The organism is Streptomyces sp. NPDC111744 (assembly GCF_055634995.1).
In genome coordinates, this window is the sequence record NZ_JBVKCG010000006.1 from 478,127 (window position 1) to 498,382 (window position 20,256).

The following is a 20,256-nucleotide window of genomic DNA, read 5'->3' on the forward strand; positions in this document are numbered from 1 at the left end:
GGGATGACATGAGCGGAGACGGTCAGGGAAGAAGTCACTGGTTCGACGACGAGGCCGGACCGGTCGTCCGTCCGTACGCCATGACGCGGGGCCGCACCACCAGTGCGGCCCAGCACCGCCTCGATCTGATCGCGGTGGTCGTCACGGAGCCCCACGCGGACGACCCGGAGGACGACGGGACGCTGTCCCCGGAGCACGTGGACATCGTCGAGCTCTGCCGTGACACCCCGCAGTCGGTCGCCGAGCTGGCTTCCGGACTCGATCTGCCCGTCGGAGTGGTCCGGGTCCTCATCGGCGACCTCGTCGACGGGGAACTCGTCCATGTCAACCGACCGGTCCCCCCGGCCGAGCTGGTCGACGAGAGTATTCTGCGCGACGTGATCAACGGCCTCCGGGCGCTGTGACCGGCGCGGGAGCGGAGTAGTGACGTGACAGGCTGGCAGTTCTGGGTCGACCGCGGCGGTACGTTCACCGACGTCGTCGCTCGGCGCCCGGACGGCCGGCTGCTCACCCACAAACTGCTCTCCGACAACCCCGCGCGATACACCGACGCCGCGGTGGCAGGCGTGCGCGAGCTGCTCGACGGCTCCGGCGACCAGGTCGACGCCGTCCGCATGGGCACCACGGTCGCCACCAACGCGCTGCTGGAACGCAAGGGCGAGCGCACCCTTCTCGTCATCACGCGCGGCTTCGGCGACGCCCTGCGCATCGCCTACCAGAACCGCCCCCGCATCTTCGCCCGCCGCATCGAGCTGCCCGAGCTGCTGTACGAACGGGTCGTCGAGGCCGACGAGCGCATCGCCGCCGACGGCACCGTCCTGCGCGCCCCCGACCTGGACGCCCTGGCCGGCCCGCTCCAGGAGGCGTACGACGACGGGATCCGGGCCGTCGCCGTCGTCTGTATGCACAGCCATCTCCACCCCGCCCACGAGCAGGCGATCGGCGAGCTGGCCGCAGCCACCGGCTTCCCGCAGATCTCGCTGTCCAGCGAGGTCAGCCCGCTGATGAAGCTCGTCCCGCGCGGTGACACCGCCGTCGTCGACGCCTACCTGTCGCCCGTACTGCGGCGCTACGTCCGCCATGTCGCCGACGAACTCGAAGGCGTACGGCTGATGTTCATGCAGTCCAACGGCGGGCTCGCCGAGGCCGGGCAGTTCCGCGGCAAGGACGCCATCCTCTCCGGACCGGCCGGAGGGATCGTCGGCATGGCCCGGATGTCGCAGCTCGCCGGCTTCGACCGGGTCATCGGCTTCGACATGGGCGGCACCTCCACCGACGTCTCCCACTTCGCGGGCGAGTACGAACGGGTCTTCACCACCCAGATCGCGGGCGTCAGACTGCGCGCCCCCATGCTGGACATCCACACCGTCGCCGCGGGCGGCGGCTCGGTGCTGCACTTCGACGGCTCCCGCTACCGCGTCGGGCCCGACTCGGCAGGCGCCGACCCCGGCCCGGCCTGCTACCGGGGCGGCGGCCCGCTCGCGGTGACCGACGCCAACATCATGCTCGGCCGGATCCAGCCCGCCCACTTCCCCCCTGTGTTCGGACCCGACGGCGACCAGCCCCTCGACGCCGACCTCGTCCGCGACCGCTTCACCGGCCTCGCGCGGGAGATCCGCGAACAGACCGGCGACGACCGCACCCCGGAACAGGTCGCCGAGGGCTACCTGAACATCGCCGTGGCCAACATCGCCAACGCCGTGAAGCGGATCTCCGTCCAGAAGGGCCACGACGTCACCCGCTACGCCCTCACCACCTTCGGCGGGGCCGGCGGACAGCACGCGTGCATGGTCGCCGACTCGCTCGGCATCCGGACCGTCCTGGTTCCGCCCATGGCGGGTGTCCTGTCCGCGCTCGGCATCGGCCTCGCCGACACCACCGCCATGCGCGAACAGTCCGTCGAGGCTCCCCTGGAGCCCGCCGCCATGCCCGGCGTCCGCAAGACCGCCGACGACCTGGAAGCCGCGGCCCGCGCCGAACTCCTCGCCGAGGACGTCCCCGAGGACCGCATCGAAGTCACCCGCCGCGCCCAGCTCCGCTACGACGGCACCGACACCACCCTCACCGTCGAACTCACCGAGCCCGACGCGATGAAACACGCCTTCGAAGAACGTCATCGCGCCACGTACTCCTTCACACTCGACCGCCCGGTCGTCGTCGAAGCCCTCTCCGTGGAAGCCACCGGCATCACCCAACCCCCCGATCTCTCCGCCCTCGCCCCGTACGAAGGCCGTCCCGCCGCCCCGGAAACCGTCCGGCTCCACACCGGCGGCGCCTGGCGCGACGTACCCCTCCACCGCCGTGAGGACCTGCCTCCCGGCGAATCGGTCACCGGCCCGGCGATCATCACCGAGGCCAGCGCCACGACCGTCGTCGACGACGGCTGGCGGGCCGCGGCGACCGACCACGGGCATCTGATCATGGAACGCGCGACGATTACGCAGAGTTCCGAACTCGACACGAAAGCCGATCCGGTTCTGCTTGAGGTCTTCAACAACCTCTTCATGTCGATCGCCGAACAGATGGGCGCCCGGCTGGAGTCGACGGCACAGTCCGTCAACATCAAGGAACGCCTGGACTTCTCCTGCGCCCTGTTCGACCCGGACGGGAACCTGGTGGCCAACGCCCCGCACATCCCCGTCCACCTCGGTTCCATGGGCACCAGCGTCAAAGAGGTCATCCGCCGCCGCGGCACCTCGATGCGCCCCGGCGACACCTACGCCGTCAACGACCCGTACCACGGCGGCACCCATCTGCCCGACGTCACCGTGATCACCCCGGTCTTCGGCACGCAGGGTGACCGGATCCTCTTCTACGTCGCCTCCCGCGGCCACCACGCCGAGATCGGTGGCATCGCCCCCGGCTCGATGCCCGCCGACAGCCGCACCATCGACGAGGAGGGCGTCCTCTTCGACAACTGGCTCCTCGCCGAGAACGGCCGGTTCCGCGAGGCCGAGACCCGCCGGCTGCTCGCCGAGGCCCGCTACCCCTCCCGCAACATCCGCACCAACCTCGCCGACCTGCGTGCCCAGATCGCCGCCAACCGCAAGGGCGTCGACGAAGTCGGCCGCATGATCGAGGAGTTCGGCCTCGACGTCGTCCAGGCCTATATGCGCCACGTCCAGGACAACGCGGAGGAAGCGGTCCGCCGCGTCATCGACGCCCTGGACGACGGCGAGTACGCCTACGAGACCGACTCCGGCGCAGTCATCCGCGTACGCGTGCGCGTGGACCGCGACAACCGGCGCGCGACCATCGACTTCACGGGCACCTCGGCGCAGCTGGACACCAACTTCAACGCGCCGTTCTCCGTGGTCAACGCCGCCGTGCTGTACGTCTTCCGTACCCTGGTCGCCGACGACATCCCGCTCAACGACGGCTGCCTGCGCCCCCTGGACATCGTCGTACCGCCCGCATCGATGCTCGCCCCCGAGCCGCCGGCCGCCGTCGTCGCGGGCAACGTCGAGACCTCCCAGTCCATCACCGGCGCCCTCTACGCGGCGCTCGGCGTGCAGGCCGAGGGCTCAGGCACCATGAACAACGTCACCTTCGGCAACGAGCGTCACCAGTACTACGAGACCGTCGCCTCCGGATCCGGAGCCGGCGACGGCTTCCCCGGCGCGAGCGTCGTACAGACCCATATGACCAACTCCCGGCTCACCGATCCGGAAGTCCTGGAGTGGCGACTGCCCGTCCGCCTCGACGAGTTCGCCGTACGGCGGGGCAGTGGCGGCACGGGCCGCTGGCACGGCGGGGACGGCGCGGTGCGCCGCATCCGCTTCCTCGAACCCATGACCGTCTCCACCCTGTCCCAGCACCGCCGCGTCCCGCCGTACGGCATGGCGGGCGGCGCACCCGGCGCGCTCGGCGTCAACCGGGTGGAGCGGGCCGACGGCACGGTCACCGAACTCGGCGGCAGCGACAGCGCGGACGTCGGCGCCGACGACGTACTAGTCATCGAGACCCCAGGCGGCGGCGGATACGGACGGCCGTCACCCGACACCCATCAAGCAGGAGAAGAGATCGATGATCTTCGGGCGATCTGAGCGTGGCAAGCCCCCGGTCGAGCCCGTCACGCTCAAGATCCTCGTGGCCGGCGGCTTCGGCGTGGGCAAGACGACCCTGGTCGGCGCGGTGAGCGAGATCAGGCCGCTGCGCACCGAGGAGGTGCTTACCGAGGCCGGGCGACCGGTCGACGACACCAGCGGCGTCGAGGGCAAACACACCACCACCGTCGCCATGGACTTCGGCCGCATCACCTTGCGCGAGGACCTGGTGCTGTACCTGTTCGGCACACCGGGGCAGGAGCGGTTCTGGTTCATGTGGGACGAGCTGTCCGAGGGCGCACTGGGCGCTGTCGTGCTCGCCGACACGCGCCGGCTGGAGGACTGCTTCGCCGCCGTCGACTACTTCGAGCGGCGCTCCATACCGTTCCTCGTCGGTGTCAACTGCTTCGAGGGCGCGGACCGTTACCCGGCCGAGGACATCCGCAAGGCCCTCGACCTCGACCCGGACGTACCGGTCCTGCTGTGCGACGCCCGGGACCGCGAGTCGGTCAAGGAGGTGCTCATCGGCGTCGTCCAGCACGCGATGGCATACGCGGCGGGCCACCGCCAGACCGTCACCACCTGACGCGCCGGCACGGCCCGTACCCCCGCCGACCGGGGTACGGGCCGTGGTCCCGGGGCGGACGGCTACTCGCCGTCCTCCAGCCAGCCGAAGCTCTTCTCCACCGCCTTGCGCCAGTTCGCGTACTCCCTGTCGCGCACCGACGCCTCCATGGCGGGCGTCCACTCCACGTCCTTCTGCCAGTGCGACTTGAGTTCGTCGAGGTCGTTCCACACGCCGGTCGCGAGGCCGGCCGCGTAGGCGGCGCCCAGGCAGGTCGTCTCTGAGACCCGGGGCCGGATCACCGGAACCCCGAGGACGTCGGCCTGGTGCTGCATCAGGAGGTTGTTCTTGGTCATGCCGCCGTCCACCTTCAGGGTCGTGATCTGCACCCCGGAGTCCTGGTACATGGCGTCCACGACCTCCCGCGTCTGCCAGCTGGTCGCCTCGAGGACCGCGCGGGCGAGATGTGCCTTCGTGACGTAGCGGGTGAGCCCGGTGACGACCCCGCGCGCGTCCGAGCGCCAATAGGGCGCGAACAGGCCGGAGAAGGCGGGCACGATGTAGGCGCCGCCGTTGTCGTCGACGCTCGCGGCGAGTGTCTCGATCTCGTCGGCGGTGCGGATGATGCCGAGCTGGTCCCGGAACCACTGGACCAGCGCGCCCGTTATGGCGATCGACCCCTCCAGGCAGTACACCGGCGCCTCACCGCCGATCTTGTAGCCCATCGTCGTCAGCAGCCCGCTCTTGGACGGCACCGGCCGGTCGCCGGTGTTGAGCAGCAGGAAACTGCCCGTCCCGTAGGTGTTCTTCGCCGTCCCGACGTCGTAGCAGGCCTGCCCGAAGACCGCCGCCTGCTGGTCGCCCAGCGCGGAGGCCACCGGCACACCGGCGAGCTGGCCGACGGCGGTGCCGTACACCTCGGCGGAGGACCGGATCTCGGGCAGGACCGCCGCGGGGACGTTCATCGCGGACAGGATGGAGGTGTCCCACTGGAGGGTCTCCAGGTTCATCAGCATGGTGCGCCCGGCGTTGGTGACGTCGGTGACGTGCCGGCCGCCGTCGATGCCGCCGGTGAGGTTCCAGATCAGCCAGGAGTCGATGGTCCCGAAGGCGATCTCACCGCGTTCGGCCCGGTCCCGGAGCCCGGGCACGTTGTCCAGCAGCCAGGCCGCCTTGGGCCCGGAGAAGTAGCTGGCCAGAGGCAGTCCGGTCTGCTCGCGGAACCGGTCCTGGCCGTCGCTGCCGCCGAGTTCGTTGCACAGGACCGCGGTGCGGGTGTCCTGCCAGACGATCGCGTTGTGCACGGGCTTGCCGGTGGCGCGGTCCCACAGGACCGTCGTCTCGCGCTGGTTGGTGATGCCGAGCGCGCTCAACTGGTCGGCGCGCAGCCCCGCGTTGGCGAGCGCCCCGGCGACCACGGCCTGCACCTTGGACCAGATCTCGGTGGCGTCGTGCTCCACCCAGCCCGGCTTGGGGAAGATCTGGCGGTGCTCCCGCTGGTCGACGGCGACGACGGCGCCGCCGTGGTCGAAGATGATGCAGCGGCTCGACGTGGTGCCCTGGTCGATTGCGGCGACGTACTTCTCGGCGGTGTCCGGCATGGCTGCCCCTTGGTCGCTGGGTCGGAAGGCTGCGTGGGATCGGAAGGCCGCGTTCAGAAGGCCACGTTGTAGATGAGGCCCGCGAGCGCTCCTCCGACCAGGGGGCCGACGACCGGGATCCAGGCGTAGCCCCAGTCGGAGGTGCCCTTGTTGGGGATCGGCAGGAAGGTGTGCACGATCCGGGGGCCGAGGTCGCGCGCCGGGTTGATGGCATAGCCCGTGGGGCCGCCCAGGGACAGTCCGATACCGACGACGAGCAGCGAGACGATCAGCACGGTGGTGCCGGACTCGCCGAGGCCCTTGGTCAGTCCGAACGCGAGGATGGGCAGGACCAGCGCGATCGTCGCGATGATCTCGGTGATCAGGTTGGCGACGGGGTTCCGGATCTCCGGGATGGTGGAGAAGATGCCGAGCGTCGGTGTCGGCTCCTCCCCGGTGCCCTCCTCGGCCACGTTGGCCTGGAACTGGGCCAGGTAGACCAGATACGTCAGAACGGCGCCGAGGATCGCGCCGACGAACTGGCCGAGGAGATAGACCCAGACCTTGCCCCACTCGCCGGTGTCGACGGCGATGCCGATGGTGACGGCGGGGTTGAGCTGGCCGCCGGAGAGGGGAGCGGCGGTGTAGGCGCCGGCGAGGACGCCGAATCCCCAGCCGAACGCGATCACCACCCACCCCGCCGCTCTCGCCTTGGAGTGTCTGAGAGTGACCGCGGCGCAGACGCCTGCGCCGAACAGGATCAGGATGGCCGTGCCGATGACTTCGCCGACGAATATGTCTCCGTTGCTCATGGCGGCTCCTAGGGCGCTGGCCGGAGGATCGACCCCGGCGCTTGAGCAGGAACGGTTCCCTTGGCGACGTCAGCCGAAGGCAGGGAAGGTCCCGCGCCCCGCCCGGCGTCAGTGACGAGCGTGCCGTGGCAGCCGAATCGCCCATGGGAGAGCGGGCCTCAGGACAGGAGAGACCCATGGCACAGCGCCTGATTACGCCGAGAATGTACGGCGATGTCGACCGACACCGGAAGTTTTCACCGGCACTCAGGGAGCGTCAAGGTCGCCGACGGCAACGATGACAGGCAACTCGCCAGGAGACGGCTTTCACGGCTCCACCGTCGCGTAGCCGGCCTGGGCCGGATACGCGCCCGAGCCGCGCCGGATCTCGTGCCCGGGCAGTCCCGCCCGACCCAGCACCCAACTCGCCCCGTGCAGCGCCTTGGCCGCCTTCTTGAGCGGCGCGAGACACGCGGCCGCCTCCCGGTGGTCCGCCACGCTGCCGGGGCCGCACACGACGGTGGCCAGGGACAGCGTGACGGGACGGCCGCCGGCGGACCAGGGCGCGTCGAGCACGCCGGTCACCAGCCGGTCCAGCCCCTCCTCGTCGGCGAGAACCAGGAAGTCGTCCCCGCCGATGTGCCCCACGCGCGCGTGCCCGGCCACGGCCTGCTGCAATGCCTGTCCCACCGCACGGATCAGCTCGTCGCCCGCGGCGAACCCGGCGCCGTCGTTGACCTGCTTGAAGTGGTCGATGTCCAGCCAGCTGAGGGCAAAGACGCGGCCCTCCGCGATCCACCGGTCCGCCTCGCCCGTGATCGCGTCCGAACCGGGCAGCCGGGTCAGCGGATTGAGCCCGGCCGCCTCCTCGACGCGGGTCTCGGCAAGGGCGCGTACGAGGTCGGCGAGGCGAACGACGCCCACGCAGCGCCCGAGCCGGTCGACCACCGCCACGTCGTCCGAGGTGCGGTCCCGGCCGCCGACGGCCACCACGTCCAGCACCTCCCAGGCGGTCGCGTCGACGCCGACCGTGCGCGGTGCGTCGCCCAGCTTGAAGGCCGGGCGGTCGGCGTACAGGGCGTGTCCGTAGCGGCCGGACATCGACAGCAGGAAGCGGGAGCGGTGCACCGAGCGGACCGGGGCGCCCGTCTGGTCCACCAGGAGGACCCCGGAGACGTCCGGGGAGCCGGTCAGCAGGGCCCGCACCTGCAACGCGGACGCGGTGACCGGCAGCAGGGCGGCGGGCCGGATGAAGTCCCGCACGAACGGCCCGGAACGCGGCGCGGGCACGGCGGCGGCCGAACGCGGCGGAACGTACACGTCCGCCACCGGGATCCGGGCCGGGGGCGCGAACAGCTCGCCCTGGGCCAGCTGGGCTCCGGCCGACAGCGCCGCCCCGTACTGGAGTTCGGTCTCCACGCCCTCGACGGCCAGCAGGGCGCCCAGCTCCTCGCACAGGGTCCGCATCGCCCGAACCGCGGCAGGCCGGCCGAGCAGCGAGGCGTCCAGCTTGATCAGGTCGGGGGAGAGGTCGGTGAGCAGCCGCAGGGGCACGTCCCCGTCGCCGATGCCGTCGGCGCTGATCCGGAAGCCCTGGCCGCGCAGCGTCGCCACGGCTTCCAGCAGGGCCCGGTGCGGCACGTGCGTGTACGGCGGCACGATGTCCAGGGTCACCTCCCAGGGCATCCGACCGGCTTCGCGAATGGCGCCGGGCAGCGGGCCGATGCCGCCCAGGTCGGCGAGCGTGGCCGCGAACACGTTGATGTGCAGCGGCAGCAGCGCCTCCTGGCGGGCCGCCGCGCGGAGGGCCAACACGGCCAGCCTGCCGTCGAGTTCGGGGTTGCGGCGGGCTTCGGCGAGGATGTCACCGGTTTCGGGGCGGGCCAGGATCTCCAGTGCGGCGATCCCACCGGTCGTCAGATTGACCACCGGCTGGAAGGCGAAACGGAGAGCATCCGTCCAGGAGCGCACGGGAGCATGATGACGTCATCGGTGTACGCCCAGGGGCAGTTCATAAGACGTTCACGCATCATTCCGGGGTGGTCACGCACGGTGTGCAGCCCCTGCTGTCACACCCGTCCCCTCAGCGCACCGCTATCACGGACGAGCCGTGCCCGAACAGCCCCTGGTTGGCCGTGATCCCCACGCGCGCGCGTGCCACCTGCCGGTCGCCCGCAGCCTCTCTCAACTGCCAGGTCAGCTCGCAGACCTGGGCGATCGCCTGGGCCGGCACCGCCTCCCCGAAGGAGGCGAGCCCACCGCTGGTGTTGACGGGTATCCGGCCGCCCGGAGCCGTCGCTCCCTCGCGCAGCAGCTTCGCCGCCTCGCCCTCGGCACACAGCCCCAGATCCTCGTACCACTGCAACTCCAGCGCGGTGGAAAGGTCGTACACCTCCGCGAGGGAGAGCTCCTCGGGGCCGACGCCCGCCTCCTCGTAGGCGGCCCGCGCGATCGACGCCCGGAAGGGCTCCGCCGGGGGCTCGACCGCCGCCGCGGAGTCCGTGGCGATGTCCGGCAGGTCCAGCACCGTGCTCGGATAGCGCGGTGTGACCGTGGACACCGCGCGGATCCGCACCGGCCGGGCCACCCCGTGCCGACGCGCGAACGGAAGGCTGGACAGCACCAGAGCGGCCCCGCCGTCGGAGGTCGCGCAGATGTCCAGCAGCCGCAGCGGGTCGGCGACCGTCTGGGAGGCGGCGACCTGCTCGGCGGTGACCCGCGTGCGGTAGCGGGCGTACGGATTGAGCGCGCCCAGGGCCGCGTTCTTCACCTTGACCAGCGCGAAGTCCTCCGGAGTGTCCCCGAACACCGCCATCCGCCGGCGCGCGTACAGCCCGAAGTACGTGGGATTCGTCGCGCCCAGCAGCCGGAAGCGCAGCCAGTCGGGATCGTCGGGGCGGTCTCCTCCGGCGGGCCGGAAGAAGCCCTTGGGTGCCGCGTCCGCGCCCACCACGAGCACCACGTCTGCGAGCCCCGCCAGGATCTGCGCCCGCGCCGCGGCCACCGCCTGCGCCCCGGACGCGCACGCCGCGTACACGCTCGTCACGCGCACCCCCTGCCAGCCCAGCGCCCTGGCGAAGGTCGCGCCCGCGACATAGCCGGGATACCCGCCACGCACCGTGTCCGCGCCCACGACCGAGCCGATGTCCCGCCATTGGAGCCCCGCGTCGTCAAGGGCCGCGCGGGCTGCCACCGTCCCGTACTCGACGAAGCTGCGCCCCCACTTGCCCCAGGGGTGCATGCCCACGCCGAGCACCGCCACGTCCGCCGTCATGCCGTCACCCCCGTCGGCCTCCAGTGCCAGGTCGTCCAGGCCGTCTCCGCGTCCTCGCTCAGCACACCGGGGATGACCTCGACCTCCATGCCCACCGCCAGATCGGCGACGGTGATCCCGGGAACCGCCTGTCCCAGCACCACCATCCGCTCGGACTCCAGCTCCACAGCGAGCAACGCGTACGGTTCCCAAGGAAGTTCCGGATCGCTCACATAGGGTGACGGCGGCCGGTATCCGCTGTCGGTGTACGACCAGATCCGCCCGCGCCGAGAGAGCGGAATCTCTTCCAGATCGCCACCCGCGCACCCGGGATTGCGGCAGTGGACGTCCTCGCGCGGGAAGAAGACCGAGGCGCAGGCCGCACAACGGGTGCCCAGGAGCCGGAACCCGTCCCCCTCGCCGGTGAACCAGCCCTCGACCGCTGGCGTGCGTGTACGCGACATAGCTCCTCCAGAGCAAGGTATCTGACGGAACGTCAGAAGTGTGCCACGGGTCGCCGCAATTGGGCAGGCCGAGCCCGGGCCGCATCCCGCTGTCCGATTCCTGGTCGCGGGCGTCTGTCCACTTCCGGAACGAGGCGTTCCCTTGACCGTAAGACGTCGCTCTCGTGATCGGATAAAGTCCGCGCGTGTCCGAAAATCAGCACCCTATTGCCAACTCCGCTCCGGACTCGCACTGTTCGAGCTGCGGAGCGCCCTACGGAGCAGGAGTCTCCGGCTGGCCGCGCACCTGCCCGGCCTGCGCCCATACCGCCTACCGCAACCCGCTGCCGGTGGCGATCGCCCTCCAGCCCGTGTACGACACGAAGGGCACCGCCCTGGTCGTCATCACCCGGACCGTCGCCCCCGCGCGCGGAGGAACGGCGCTGCCCGGCGGCTACGTCGACGACCGCGAGGACTGGCGGCACGCCGTCGTGCGTGAACTCAAGGAGGAGACCGGCATCGACGCGGCCGCGCGGGACGTACGGCTCGTCGACGCCATGAGCGCACCCGACGGGCACCTGCTGCTGTTCGGACTCCTCCCGGCACGCCCGGTCGAAGGACTCCCGCCGTCCCGTGGGACGGACGAGACGGAGGGTTGGCATCTGCTGCGCAGGCCCGAGGAGCTCGCCTTCCCGCTGCACAGCGTGGCCGTACGGGCGTGGTTCGAGGGCCGCTACTGAGCCCTCCGGCTCATCCCAGCCCCCTGACGCGCACGGGGCGGGACGGCTCGCTCGTGCCTTTCTCCCCCTCCCGTCCGACCACGACCCGGCGGCCCTCCCAGCGGGCGACGTAACGCTCGATCTCGGGCTCGTCCCAGCCGTCGCCCGCGTCCGGCACCACCAGCCCGCCCCCGGTCCGTCCCCGGGCGGGCGCCCACACCTCCAGCCGCACGCCGCCGTCCTCGTCCCGCACGGGGAGGACGGCACCCGCGCGCGCGAGCACCGGGATCCGTGACAGCGGGGCGTCGATGAGCACCTGCCCAGGCCCCTCGTAAGCCCGCTCCGTCACCGTGTCGTACCAGCGCCCCCGAGGCAGCTGAACCGCACGCCGGTCGGCGCCCGGATCCAGCACCGGAGCCACCAGCAGACCGTCGCCCAGGAGGAACGCGTCCTCGCAGTCGCGCAGGGCACGGTCCTCCGGCGCACTCCACCACAGGGGCCGCACGTAGGGCGCGCCGGTCCGCCGGGCCAGGTGCGCCAGCGTCGTGAAGTACGGCAGCAGACGTCGCCGTTCGAGGAGCGCCACGCGCGCGTGCTCCAGTACCTCGGCCCCGAACTCCCACGGCTCCCTGCGCCCCGCCCGCATGCTCGCGTGCGTACGGAACAGCGGCAGATAGGCGCCCAGCTGGAACCAGCGCAGAAACAGCTCCGGCGACGGGCTCCCGTCGAAACCGCCCACATCCGGCCCGGAGTACGGCACCCCGCACAACCCGAGACCCAGTACCAGCGACAGGGACGCGCGCAGCCCCGGCCAGCCGGTCGCGACGTCACCGGACCACGCGCCCCCGTAACGCTGCATACCGGCCCAGCCGGAGCGGGAGAACAGGAACGGCCGCTCCTTGGGCGCCAGTTCGCGCAGCCCCTCGTAGGCAGCCCGCGCCATACAGAGCGCGTAGACGTTGTGCGCCTCCCGGTGGTCGCCGCCGCGCCCCTCCAGGGCGTGCCGCGACGCGCGCGGCAGCGTGGACTCACCGAAGGCGTTGAAGGACGTCGGCTCGTTCATGTCGTGCCAGAACCCGGCGAAGCCCAGCGCGAGCCGCTCCTCGTACAGCCCGCCCCACCACTTGCGCACGCGCGCGTGCGTGAAGTCGGGATAGACCACCTCGCCGGGCCACACCACGCCCTCCACCAACCGCCCCGACGGATCCCGCACAAAGGCGTCCACCCCCGTCCCGCTGTCGTAGACCGCGTTGCCCGGCGCCGCCTTCACCGCCGGGTCCACGATCGACACCAGCCGGACCCCGTCCCGCCGCAGCTCCTCGGCCAGCGTCGGCAGCTTCGGGAAGTGCTCGTGATCGACGGTGAACACCTGATGCGCGTCGTAGTGGTCGATGTCCAGATGGACGGCGTCCAGCGGCAGACCGCGCTCCTGGTAACCGGCGACGATCCGCCGAACCTCCTGCTCGCTGCCGAGCCCCCAGCGCGCGTGGTGATGACCCAGCGCCCACGCCGGCGGCAGCGCGGGCGCGCCCGTGAGCGAGGCCCATGTGTGCAGTACGCGCGCGGGCGTGCCCACCATCACCCAGCAGCGCAGCGGCCCGCCGTCCATCCGCAGCTCGCACCGCCCGGCCCGGTCATGGCCGGAACCCGCACCCTCCTCGCCCTCCCGGAGAGTCACCGTGCCGTCCCACGAGGTGTCGTGGAACACCAGATGCGCGGCCGCGTCCGCCACCACCAGCTGCACCGGCATGGTGACGTACAGCGGATCGTCACCGGGCCCGAAGGCACGGCCGGGGTCGGTGTTCCACAGCCGGTAGGTGCCGTCGCGCAGCCGCGGTCCCGAGGCACGCCCGCCGAGACCGAAGAACCGCGCGTCCGCGGCGACCTCCGACCGCTGCACCCAGCGAGCCGGACCCCCCTCCACCGGCTCCCACCAGCGGGGCGGCAGATCCCGCCGAAGCATCATGCCTCCGGGCGTGCACACCTCCACCGCGCCGTGCCGCGAGACACTCACCGTCACCCGCTCCGCCACAACCCGCCAGCCGCCGTCCGTGTCCGGTTCGAGGACCGCCCGCGGATCAGGTTCGGGACAGCGCCCCGCGAGCGCGTACGACGGCTCGGGACCGGCCCCGTCCCAGCCCCAGAAGACCGCCCCGTTCACGGCGACCGTGATGCGCAGCTCCGACCGGCTGAAGCGGATCACACCGCCTCCCGGCCCCGGCTCCGCCTCCCGAACCGGACCCGGCACCCGGGCGCGCTCGGCCCCCCGCGCGGGCAACCCGGCGGCGTCGATCCGCCTCCTGCGCCACGCCGCCCGTACGGTACGCAACCCCTGAGCCGCCTTCATCGAACCGACCACTCTCACCGAACGCACCAGGTCACGACCGTCCATGCTGCTCACCCTGCCACTCAGCGCTCCACACGCGCGGGCCGTTCAACTGCCGTTCACCCGTGCCGGGACCACATCTTCACGACACGGACTATGTGGAGCGCACCCTGGTGCAGAAGTCGATCACATGGCATCGTCCCTGTCAGCCGCGTACGCGCACACCCCAGCCCGTGCGCGTCCGACGCACACCAGCGCAGAAGCCCGGGAGCCGCCCCATGTCGACCGCGAACCCCCAGCCGCTCTGGCAACCCGATCCGCGACGGATCGCCCAGGCACGCATCACCAGGTTCCAGTCCTGGGCGGCGGAACACCACGGAGCCCCCGCCGAGGGTGGATACCCGGCACTGCACCGCTGGTCCGTCGACCAGCTGGACACCTTCTGGAAAGCCGTCACGGAGTGGTTCGACGTCCGGTTCACGACGCCCTACGCGCGCGTGCTCGGCGACCGCGCGATGCCCGGCGCCGAATGGTTCCCCGGCGCGAGGCTGAACTATGCCGAGCACGCCCTGCGCGCCGCCGCCGGCCGCGCGGACGAACCCGCACTCCTGTACGTCGACGAGACCCACGAACCCCTCCCGGTCACCTGGGCCGAACTGCGCCGCCAGGTGGGCTCCCTGGCCGCCGAACTCCGCGCCCTCGGGGTCCGCCCCGGCGACCGCGTCAGCGGCTATCTCCCGAACATCCCGCAGGCCGTGGTCGCCCTCCTCGCCACCGCCGCCGTGGGCGCCGTGTGGACCTCCTGCGCCCCCGACTTCGGCGCCCGCAGCGTCCTGGACCGCTTCCAGCAGGTCGAACCCGTCGTCCTGTTCACCGTCGACGGCTACCGCTACGGCGGCAAGGAACACGACCGCCGCGAGATCGTCGCCGAACTCCGCCGCGAACTGCCCACCCTGCGCGCCGTCGTCCACATCCCGCTGCTCGGCACCCCGGCCCCCGAAGGCGCCCTGGAGTGGTCGGCGCTGACCTCCGCCGACACCGAGCCAGAATTCGAACAGGTCCCCTTCGGCCATCCCCTGTGGGTGCTGTACTCCTCCGGCACCACGGGCCTGCCCAAGGCCATCGTCCAGTCCCAGGGCGGCATCCTGGTCGAACATCTCAAACAGCTCGGCCTCCACTGCGACCTGGGCCCCGAGGACCGTTTCTTCTGGTACACCTCGACCGGCTGGATGATGTGGAACTTCCTCGTCTCCGGCCTCCTGACGGGCACCACGATCGTCCTGTACGACGGCAGCCCCGGCTACCCCGACACCGGCGCCCAGTGGCGCGTCGCCGAGCGCACCGGGGCCACCCTCTACGGCACCTCCGCCGCCTATGTGATGGCCTGCCGCAAGGCGGTCGTGCAACCCTCCAGCGACTACGACCTCTCCCGTGTGCAGTGCGTCGCCACCACCGGCTCGCCGCTGCCCCCCGACGGCTTCCGCTGGCTGCACGACGAGGTCCGCGACGACCTCTGGATCGCCTCTGTCAGCGGCGGCACCGACGTGTGCTCCTGCTTCGCGGGCGCCGTACCCACCCTGCCGGTCTACACCGGCGAACTGCAGGCACCCGGCCTCGGGACCGATCTCCAGGCCTGGGACCCGAACGGCAACCCCGTCGTCGACGAGGTCGGTGAACTGGTCGTCGCCAACCCCATGCCCTCGATGCCGATCCGCTTCTGGAACGACCCCGACGGCAGCCGCTACCACAACAGCTACTTCGACATGTATCCCGGCGTCTGGCGGCACGGCGACTGGATCACCCTCACCTCCCGCGGCTCGGTGATCATCCACGGCCGCTCCGACTCCACACTCAACCGCCAGGGCGTACGGATGGGCTCGGCCGACATCTACGAGGTCGTCGAGCGCCTCCCCGAGATCAGGGAATCCCTCGTCATCGGCATCGAACAGCCCGACGGCGGCTACTGGATGCCCCTGTTCGTCCACCTGGCCCCGGGCGCCGTCCTCGACGAGACCCTGCTGAACCGCGTCAAGCAGGCCATCCGCGAACAGCTCTCGCCGCGCCACGTCCCCGACGAGATCATCGAGGTCCCCGGCGTCCCGCACACCCTCACCGGCAAGCGCATCGAGGTTCCCGTCAAGCGCCTCCTCCAAGGGGCGCCCCTGGAGAAGGCCGTCAACCCCGGCTCCATCGACAACCTCGACCTGCTGAGCTTCTACGAGGACCTGGCCCGCAAGCGCGCCTGACCCTCCCACAGGCGGCCTCGGACTCGCCCAGCACAGCGGCGAAGTCCGGGGCCGGCCGCACCGCGTCGGCCGGCTTCAGCCCAGCGGCCGAGATCCGCCCCCCAGGGCCACAACCGACTCGTCACGCACGGGCACCCACAGATTCATCCCATGCGCTCAACGCCACCATCTCCTGGGAAGTCTCCGTAGCCCTGGCCCCCGACACCGCCCTGGGCACCTACCTCGGAGTCCAAGGACGCGCCCAGTCCGCCCGGGGCAGCACCGGCCCACTCGCCGTCACCGCCGCTATCGCTACCGGCCCGCTCGGCCGCCCCGCGTTCGGCGCCACCACCGCCCTGACCTGCGGAATTCAGCACCGCCTGGTCCGTGACCGGCTTCCCCGACCCCCCGCTGTCAGTGGCGCCGGTTACGGTGAGTGAGCATTGATCGAGTGCTCACAGGGGGAAACATGGCGCACACCGACCACCGGACCATGCGACGCGTCCTGCGCCGCGAAATCGCCGGCACCATCGGCCTGCTGACGGACGAACACGACTTCCGCGCCATGCGGCGCTACCGCACCTTCACCTTCGAGGACCACCCCACCTACCTGCGGCAGATCGAAGCCCTCCTGAGGACCCGCGCCGCAGAAGGCACCCACACCACACTCGCCCTCTTCGACCCCGAGGAGTACACCGAGTTCTGCACGGACACCGGACTCGACCCGGACAACCCCGCCAGCCGCACCCGCTTCACCGCCGAACTCGCGGCCACCGGCGCCACCATCCCCTACGACGGCCGACCTCTCACCGACCTCGTCCCCGACCTGGTCGACGAAGCGGTACGTCAGGCCACCTGGGAGTACGCCAGCACCCTCCTGGCCCGCCTCGGCCCCTGCCACACCTGTGGCGAGGACATCGGGCGTGCCGCCTTCACCCGCGCATCCCGCCTCCTCACCCGCATCCTCGACACCGCCCCACCAGGAGACCGGCACCTCGTATGCAGCGTCTCCGGACCACCCGAAACCCTCATCACCGTCCTCCACGCCGACCAGGACAGCGAGGGCACCACCCGCCTGGACGAAGCAGAAGTCCTCGAATTCACCAGCGTCCTGGCCCTCGGCCTCGCCACCCGCAGCCCCGGCGGACTCGTCATGCGCACCAGCGCCCCCGGCGCCCCCGACCGCATCTACGGCTGGCGACTGCGCGGCGACAGCCTCGCCCCCCTCACAGCGGCCGAGGTCTTCGACGCCTACTGCACCGACGTCGAGTCCGGCGACCTCATCTCCCCGGAATCCGACGTCGACTACTGCGCCCCGCCCGACCTGGGCGACCAGGAGACGCCACCGGGCCACCACCACTGAAACGCACCTGGGGCGCCCCACCCGCAGGTGGAGCGCCCCAGGAGGACAGCCGCTCACGGCCTCGCCCGGCTATTCGCCGGACAGCACCGCCTGAGCCGCCGCGCGGGCCTCGTCCGCGCTGTCGGCGGCACGCGCCGCGGAAGCGGCCCGCTCGCACTGGGCCAGCGTGTACTTGGCCAGTGTCGACCGGACATAGGGGATCGACGCCGCACCCATGGAGAGGGAGGTGACACCCAGACCCGTCAGCACACACGCCAGCAGCGGATCGGACGCGGCCTCGCCGCAGACACCACAGCTCTTGCCCTCGGCCTTCGCCGCCTCCGCGGACAGCGCGACCAGGTCGAGCAGCGCGGGCTGCCACGGGTCCTGCAGCCGGGACACCGCACCGACCTGACGGTCAGCGGCGAACGTGTACTGCGCCAGGTCATTCGTGCCCAGCGACAGGAACTCGACCTCCTGGAGGATCGAGCGCGCCCGCAGCGCGGCCGACGGAATCTCCACCATCGCGCCGAACTTGGCCCGCAGCCCCGCCGCACGGCAGGCGTCCGCGAACGCCTTGGCGTCGGTACGGTCCGCCACCATGGGCGCCATGACCTCGAGGTAGACGGGCAGTCCCTCGGCCGCCTTCGCCAGCGCGGTCAGCTGCGTGCGCAGCACCTCGGGGTGGTCCAGGAGCGTCCGCAGACCGCGCACGCCCAGCGCCGGGTTGGGCTCATCCGCCGGGGTCAGGAAGTCCAGCGGCTTGTCCGCACCCGCGTCCAGTACCCGCACGACGACCCGGCCCTCCGGGAACGCCTCCAATACCTGACGATAGGCCTCGACCTGCTTCTCCTCGGACGGCGCGTTCTTGCTGTCGTCCAGGAACAGGAACTCGGTACGGAACAGACCAACACCCTCCGCACCGGCCTCCACGGCCGCCGGCACATCCGCGGGCCCGCCCACGTTGGCCAACAGCGGCACCTTGTGCCCGTCCGCGGTGACACCCGGGCCGGTCGAGGCGGTCAGTGCGGCCTTGCGCTCGGCGGCCGCGGCCTCCAGCTCCGCCTTCTTCTCCGCACTCGGGTTCACGAAGATGTCGCCGGTGCTGCCGTCGACGGCGATCATCGTGCCCTCGACGAGCTCACCCGCGCCCGGCAGCGCCACGACGGCCGGTACCCCGAGCGCCCGCGCCAGGATCGCGCTGTGACTCGTCGGCCCGCCCTCCTCGGTCACGAAACCGAGCACCAGAGTCGGGTCGAGCAGCGCGGTGTCCGCCGGAGCCAGATCCCTCGCGACCAGCACATACGGCTCGTCGCTGTCCGGGACACCCGGCATCGGAACCCCCAGCAGCCGGGCGACGATACGATTCCGCACGTCGTCCAGGTCGGCCACGCGGCCGGCCAGGTACTCGCCGGCTCCGGCCAGCAGTTCGCGGTACGCGGCGAACGCGTCGTAGACGGCACGCTCCGCGGTGCTGCCGACGGCGATCCGGCGCTCCACGTCGGCCATCAGCTCCGGGTCCTGGGCCATCATGGCCTGCGCCTCAAGCACCGCCTGGGCCTCACCGCCCGCCAGGTTGCCGCGCGCCATCAGGTCGGCGGCCACAGCCTCCACGGCCTGCCGGGCACGCCCCGGCTCCCGCTCCGCCTCTTCCGCCGGGATCTGCTTGGCAGGCGGCTCCAGTACCGCCGTTCCCATGTGCCGAACCTCGCCGATCGCCACCCCGTGGCTCACGCCGACGCCTCGCAGCGTTGTTTCCATCTCACCCGTCTCCGATACTGCGGCGGGTCCCGCCGCCGCGATGGTTGTCCTGGTCACCGTCCTCGCTGTCATACGACGGAGAGGACGGCGGGTCGTCAGTTCCAGACGAAGAGGCTGTCGCCGGCCTTCACGTCACCGTCGTCACGGACGTCGGAAAGGGAGTCGGCCGTGGCCTCCAGGGCCACGACGGGGCAGACCGGGGACTTGCCGGCGGCCTCGACCTCGGCCGGGTTCCAGCGGATGACGCCCTGGCCGCGGGTCACGGTGTCGCCCTTGTTGACGAGCAGTTCGAAGCCCTGGCCGTTGAGCTGCACCGTGTCGATACCGAGGTGGGTGAGCACGCCGTGGCCGTTCTCGTCGACGACGACGAACGCGTGCGGGTGCAGGGAGACGATGACGCCGTCCACGGGCGCCACGACCTCGGAAGGCTCACGCGCGGGGTCGATCGCTGTGCCCGGGCCGACCATGGCCCCGGAGAAGACCGGATCCGGCACGGCGGCCAGTCCGATGGCACGTCCGGCCAGAGGGGACGTCACGGTGGTCATGGGAAGCCTCCCAGAGATGAAGCTGCTTACGGGCCGTCACTGCCTGTTCCGGACGGCACTGAGCAGCAGCGTATGTCAAATGAAGTGGCGGTTCCGCATGGAAGCTACCAGCTAGTGGTCTAGACCACCAGCCTAATGGATTTGCGCGGCCTCCGAGGCTCCGTGTACAGTCGTATCCCTGCTTGAGACCAAGCGGCGCGGCAAAGCGCCCTTGCTCGGCAGCACCCAAATTTGTCAGATCCTTAACTCGGGATCATCTTCCGCATGTCTGCGGGAGGGTGGTCAGAGGGCCGGAAAAACACTGATAGAGTTTGGAACACCGAAGGGAAGCCCGGAGGAAAGCCCGAGAGGGTGAGTACAAAGGAAGCGGCCGTTCCTTGAGAACTCAACAGCGTGCCAAAAGTCAACGCCAGATATGTTGATACCCCGTCTCCGGTCATCATGGCCGGGACGTGGTTCCTTTGAAGTAAAACACAGCGAGGACGCTGTGAACCATCGGATTATTCCTCCGGTGGTTCCGCTCTCGTGGTGTCGTCCCGCGCTTTTAAATAAGCACTGTCGGGAAAACATTCACGGAGAGTTTGATCCTGGCTCAGGACGAACGCTGGCGGCGTGCTTAACACATGCAAGTCGAACGATGAACCACTTCGGTGGGGATTA

The 20,256-nt window shown here is 70.9% G+C and carries 14 protein-coding genes and 1 rRNA gene; 7 read left to right on the forward strand and 8 right to left on the reverse strand.

The genetic code is table 11. The features are described 5' to 3' along the window. Positions 1-8: 8 nt before the first annotated feature. The 3 genes from ACZ7OO_RS17315 to ACZ7OO_RS17325 are packed head-to-tail and all read left to right on the forward strand — an operon-like array spanning position 9 to position 4,632. Complete coding sequence (locus ACZ7OO_RS17315; RefSeq protein ID WP_471505526.1) at positions 9-404, forward strand: DUF742 domain-containing protein; 396 nt, start codon at positions 9-11, stop codon at positions 402-404. Positions 405-428: 24 nt separating this feature from the next. Continuing rightward, positions 429-4,046: a hydantoinase B/oxoprolinase family protein gene (locus ACZ7OO_RS17320; protein WP_471505527.1), complete on the forward strand. Its 3,618-nt coding sequence runs from the start codon at positions 429-431 to the stop codon at positions 4,044-4,046. Beyond that, positions 4,027-4,632, forward strand: coding sequence for a GTP-binding protein (locus tag ACZ7OO_RS17325; RefSeq protein ID WP_471505528.1), 606 nt, complete (start codon positions 4,027-4,029; stop codon positions 4,630-4,632). Before ACZ7OO_RS17320 ends, ACZ7OO_RS17325 begins: the two co-directional genes overlap by 20 nt. Before the next feature lie 62 nt (positions 4,633-4,694). Here ACZ7OO_RS17325 and glpK read toward each other — a convergent pair whose 3' ends face one another. From glpK to ACZ7OO_RS17350, 5 genes are all read right to left on the reverse strand, one after another. Then, on the reverse strand, positions 4,695-6,212 hold the full coding sequence (gene glpK / locus ACZ7OO_RS17330) for a glycerol kinase GlpK (protein ID WP_471505530.1): 1,518 nt from the start codon (positions 6,210-6,212) through the stop codon (positions 4,695-4,697). A 53-nt stretch (positions 6,213-6,265) separates the two neighbouring features. Further along, positions 6,266-7,003 carry an MIP/aquaporin family protein gene (locus tag ACZ7OO_RS17335; protein WP_471505532.1) on the reverse strand — a complete coding sequence of 246 codons (738 nt, stop codon included), beginning with the start codon at positions 7,001-7,003 and terminating at the stop codon, positions 6,266-6,268. A gap of 306 nt (positions 7,004-7,309) precedes the next feature. Next, on the reverse strand, positions 7,310-8,953 hold the full coding sequence (locus tag ACZ7OO_RS17340) for an EAL domain-containing protein (RefSeq protein ID WP_471505533.1): 1,644 nt from the start codon (positions 8,951-8,953) through the stop codon (positions 7,310-7,312). A gap of 112 nt (positions 8,954-9,065) precedes the next feature. Beyond that, positions 9,066-10,256 (reverse strand): lipid-transfer protein, encoded by a 1,191-nt coding sequence (locus ACZ7OO_RS17345; protein ID WP_471505534.1) that lies wholly within the window; start codon positions 10,254-10,256, stop codon positions 9,066-9,068. After that, complete coding sequence (locus tag ACZ7OO_RS17350; protein ID WP_471505535.1) at positions 10,253-10,699, reverse strand: Zn-ribbon domain-containing OB-fold protein; 447 nt, start codon at positions 10,697-10,699, stop codon at positions 10,253-10,255. Before ACZ7OO_RS17350 ends, ACZ7OO_RS17345 begins: the two co-directional genes overlap by 4 nt. Positions 10,700-10,884: 185 nt before the next feature. On the opposite strand from ACZ7OO_RS17350, the gene ACZ7OO_RS17355 reads away from it, so the two are divergent. Next, a complete protein-coding gene (locus ACZ7OO_RS17355; protein ID WP_471505537.1) occupies positions 10,885-11,418 on the forward strand; it encodes an NUDIX domain-containing protein in 534 nt (177 codons plus the stop codon). A 10-nt stretch (positions 11,419-11,428) separates the two neighbouring features. On the opposite strand, the gene ACZ7OO_RS17360 is transcribed toward ACZ7OO_RS17355, so the two are convergent. Continuing rightward, positions 11,429-13,789, reverse strand: a complete 2,361-nt coding sequence (locus tag ACZ7OO_RS17360) for a glycoside hydrolase family 31 protein (RefSeq protein ID WP_471505539.1) — start codon at positions 13,787-13,789, stop codon at positions 11,429-11,431. A gap of 212 nt (positions 13,790-14,001) precedes the next feature. Between ACZ7OO_RS17360 and ACZ7OO_RS17365 the strand changes: the two genes are divergently transcribed. Together ACZ7OO_RS17365 and ACZ7OO_RS17370 are read left to right on the forward strand one after the other, a co-directional pair. Beyond that, positions 14,002-15,969 carry an acetoacetate--CoA ligase gene (locus ACZ7OO_RS17365; RefSeq protein ID WP_471505541.1) on the forward strand — a complete coding sequence of 656 codons (1,968 nt, stop codon included), beginning with the start codon at positions 14,002-14,004 and terminating at the stop codon, positions 15,967-15,969. A 448-nt stretch (positions 15,970-16,417) separates the two neighbouring features. Further along, complete coding sequence (locus ACZ7OO_RS17370; RefSeq protein WP_471505543.1) at positions 16,418-17,311, forward strand: hypothetical protein; 894 nt, start codon at positions 16,418-16,420, stop codon at positions 17,309-17,311. 69 nt (positions 17,312-17,380) lie between these two features. On the opposite strand, the gene ptsP is transcribed toward ACZ7OO_RS17370, so the two are convergent. After that, positions 17,381-19,051, reverse strand: a complete 1,671-nt coding sequence (gene ptsP, locus ACZ7OO_RS17375) for a phosphoenolpyruvate--protein phosphotransferase (protein ID WP_471505545.1) — start codon at positions 19,049-19,051, stop codon at positions 17,381-17,383. Positions 19,052-19,146: 95 nt separating this feature from the next. After that, the gene (locus ACZ7OO_RS17380) at positions 19,147-19,596 is read right to left on the reverse strand and encodes a PTS sugar transporter subunit IIA (protein WP_471505546.1); all 450 of its coding nucleotides are present in this window, start codon (positions 19,594-19,596) and stop codon (positions 19,147-19,149) included. Between the two features lie 569 nt (positions 19,597-20,165). On the opposite strand from ACZ7OO_RS17380, the gene ACZ7OO_RS17385 reads away from it, so the two are divergent. Further along, positions 20,166-20,256, forward strand: a 16S ribosomal RNA gene (locus tag ACZ7OO_RS17385); the annotation flags it as partial.

Coding starts and splice junctions, on each gene's coding strand:
- ACZ7OO_RS17380 (WP_471505546.1), bottom strand. CDS start 19,596: ATGACCACCGTGACGTCCCCTCTGGCCGGACGTGCCATCGGACTGGCC.
- ptsP (WP_471505545.1), bottom strand. CDS start 19,051: ATGGAAACAACGCTGCGAGGCGTCGGCGTGAGCCACGGGGTGGCGATC.
- ACZ7OO_RS17360 (WP_471505539.1), bottom strand. CDS start 13,789: ATGGACGGTCGTGACCTGGTGCGTTCGGTGAGAGTGGTCGGTTCGATG.
- ACZ7OO_RS17350 (WP_471505535.1), bottom strand. CDS start 10,699: ATGTCGCGTACACGCACGCCAGCGGTCGAGGGCTGGTTCACCGGCGAG.
- ACZ7OO_RS17365 (WP_471505541.1), top strand. CDS start 14,002: ATGTCGACCGCGAACCCCCAGCCGCTCTGGCAACCCGATCCGCGACGG.
- ACZ7OO_RS17335 (WP_471505532.1), bottom strand. CDS start 7,003: ATGAGCAACGGAGACATATTCGTCGGCGAAGTCATCGGCACGGCCATC.
- ACZ7OO_RS17370 (WP_471505543.1), top strand. CDS start 16,418: ATGGCGCACACCGACCACCGGACCATGCGACGCGTCCTGCGCCGCGAA.
- ACZ7OO_RS17325 (WP_471505528.1), top strand. CDS start 4,027: ATGATCTTCGGGCGATCTGAGCGTGGCAAGCCCCCGGTCGAGCCCGTC.
- ACZ7OO_RS17345 (WP_471505534.1), bottom strand. CDS start 10,256: ATGACGGCGGACGTGGCGGTGCTCGGCGTGGGCATGCACCCCTGGGGC.
- glpK (WP_471505530.1), bottom strand. CDS start 6,212: ATGCCGGACACCGCCGAGAAGTACGTCGCCGCAATCGACCAGGGCACC.
- ACZ7OO_RS17315 (WP_471505526.1), top strand. CDS start 9: ATGAGCGGAGACGGTCAGGGAAGAAGTCACTGGTTCGACGACGAGGCC.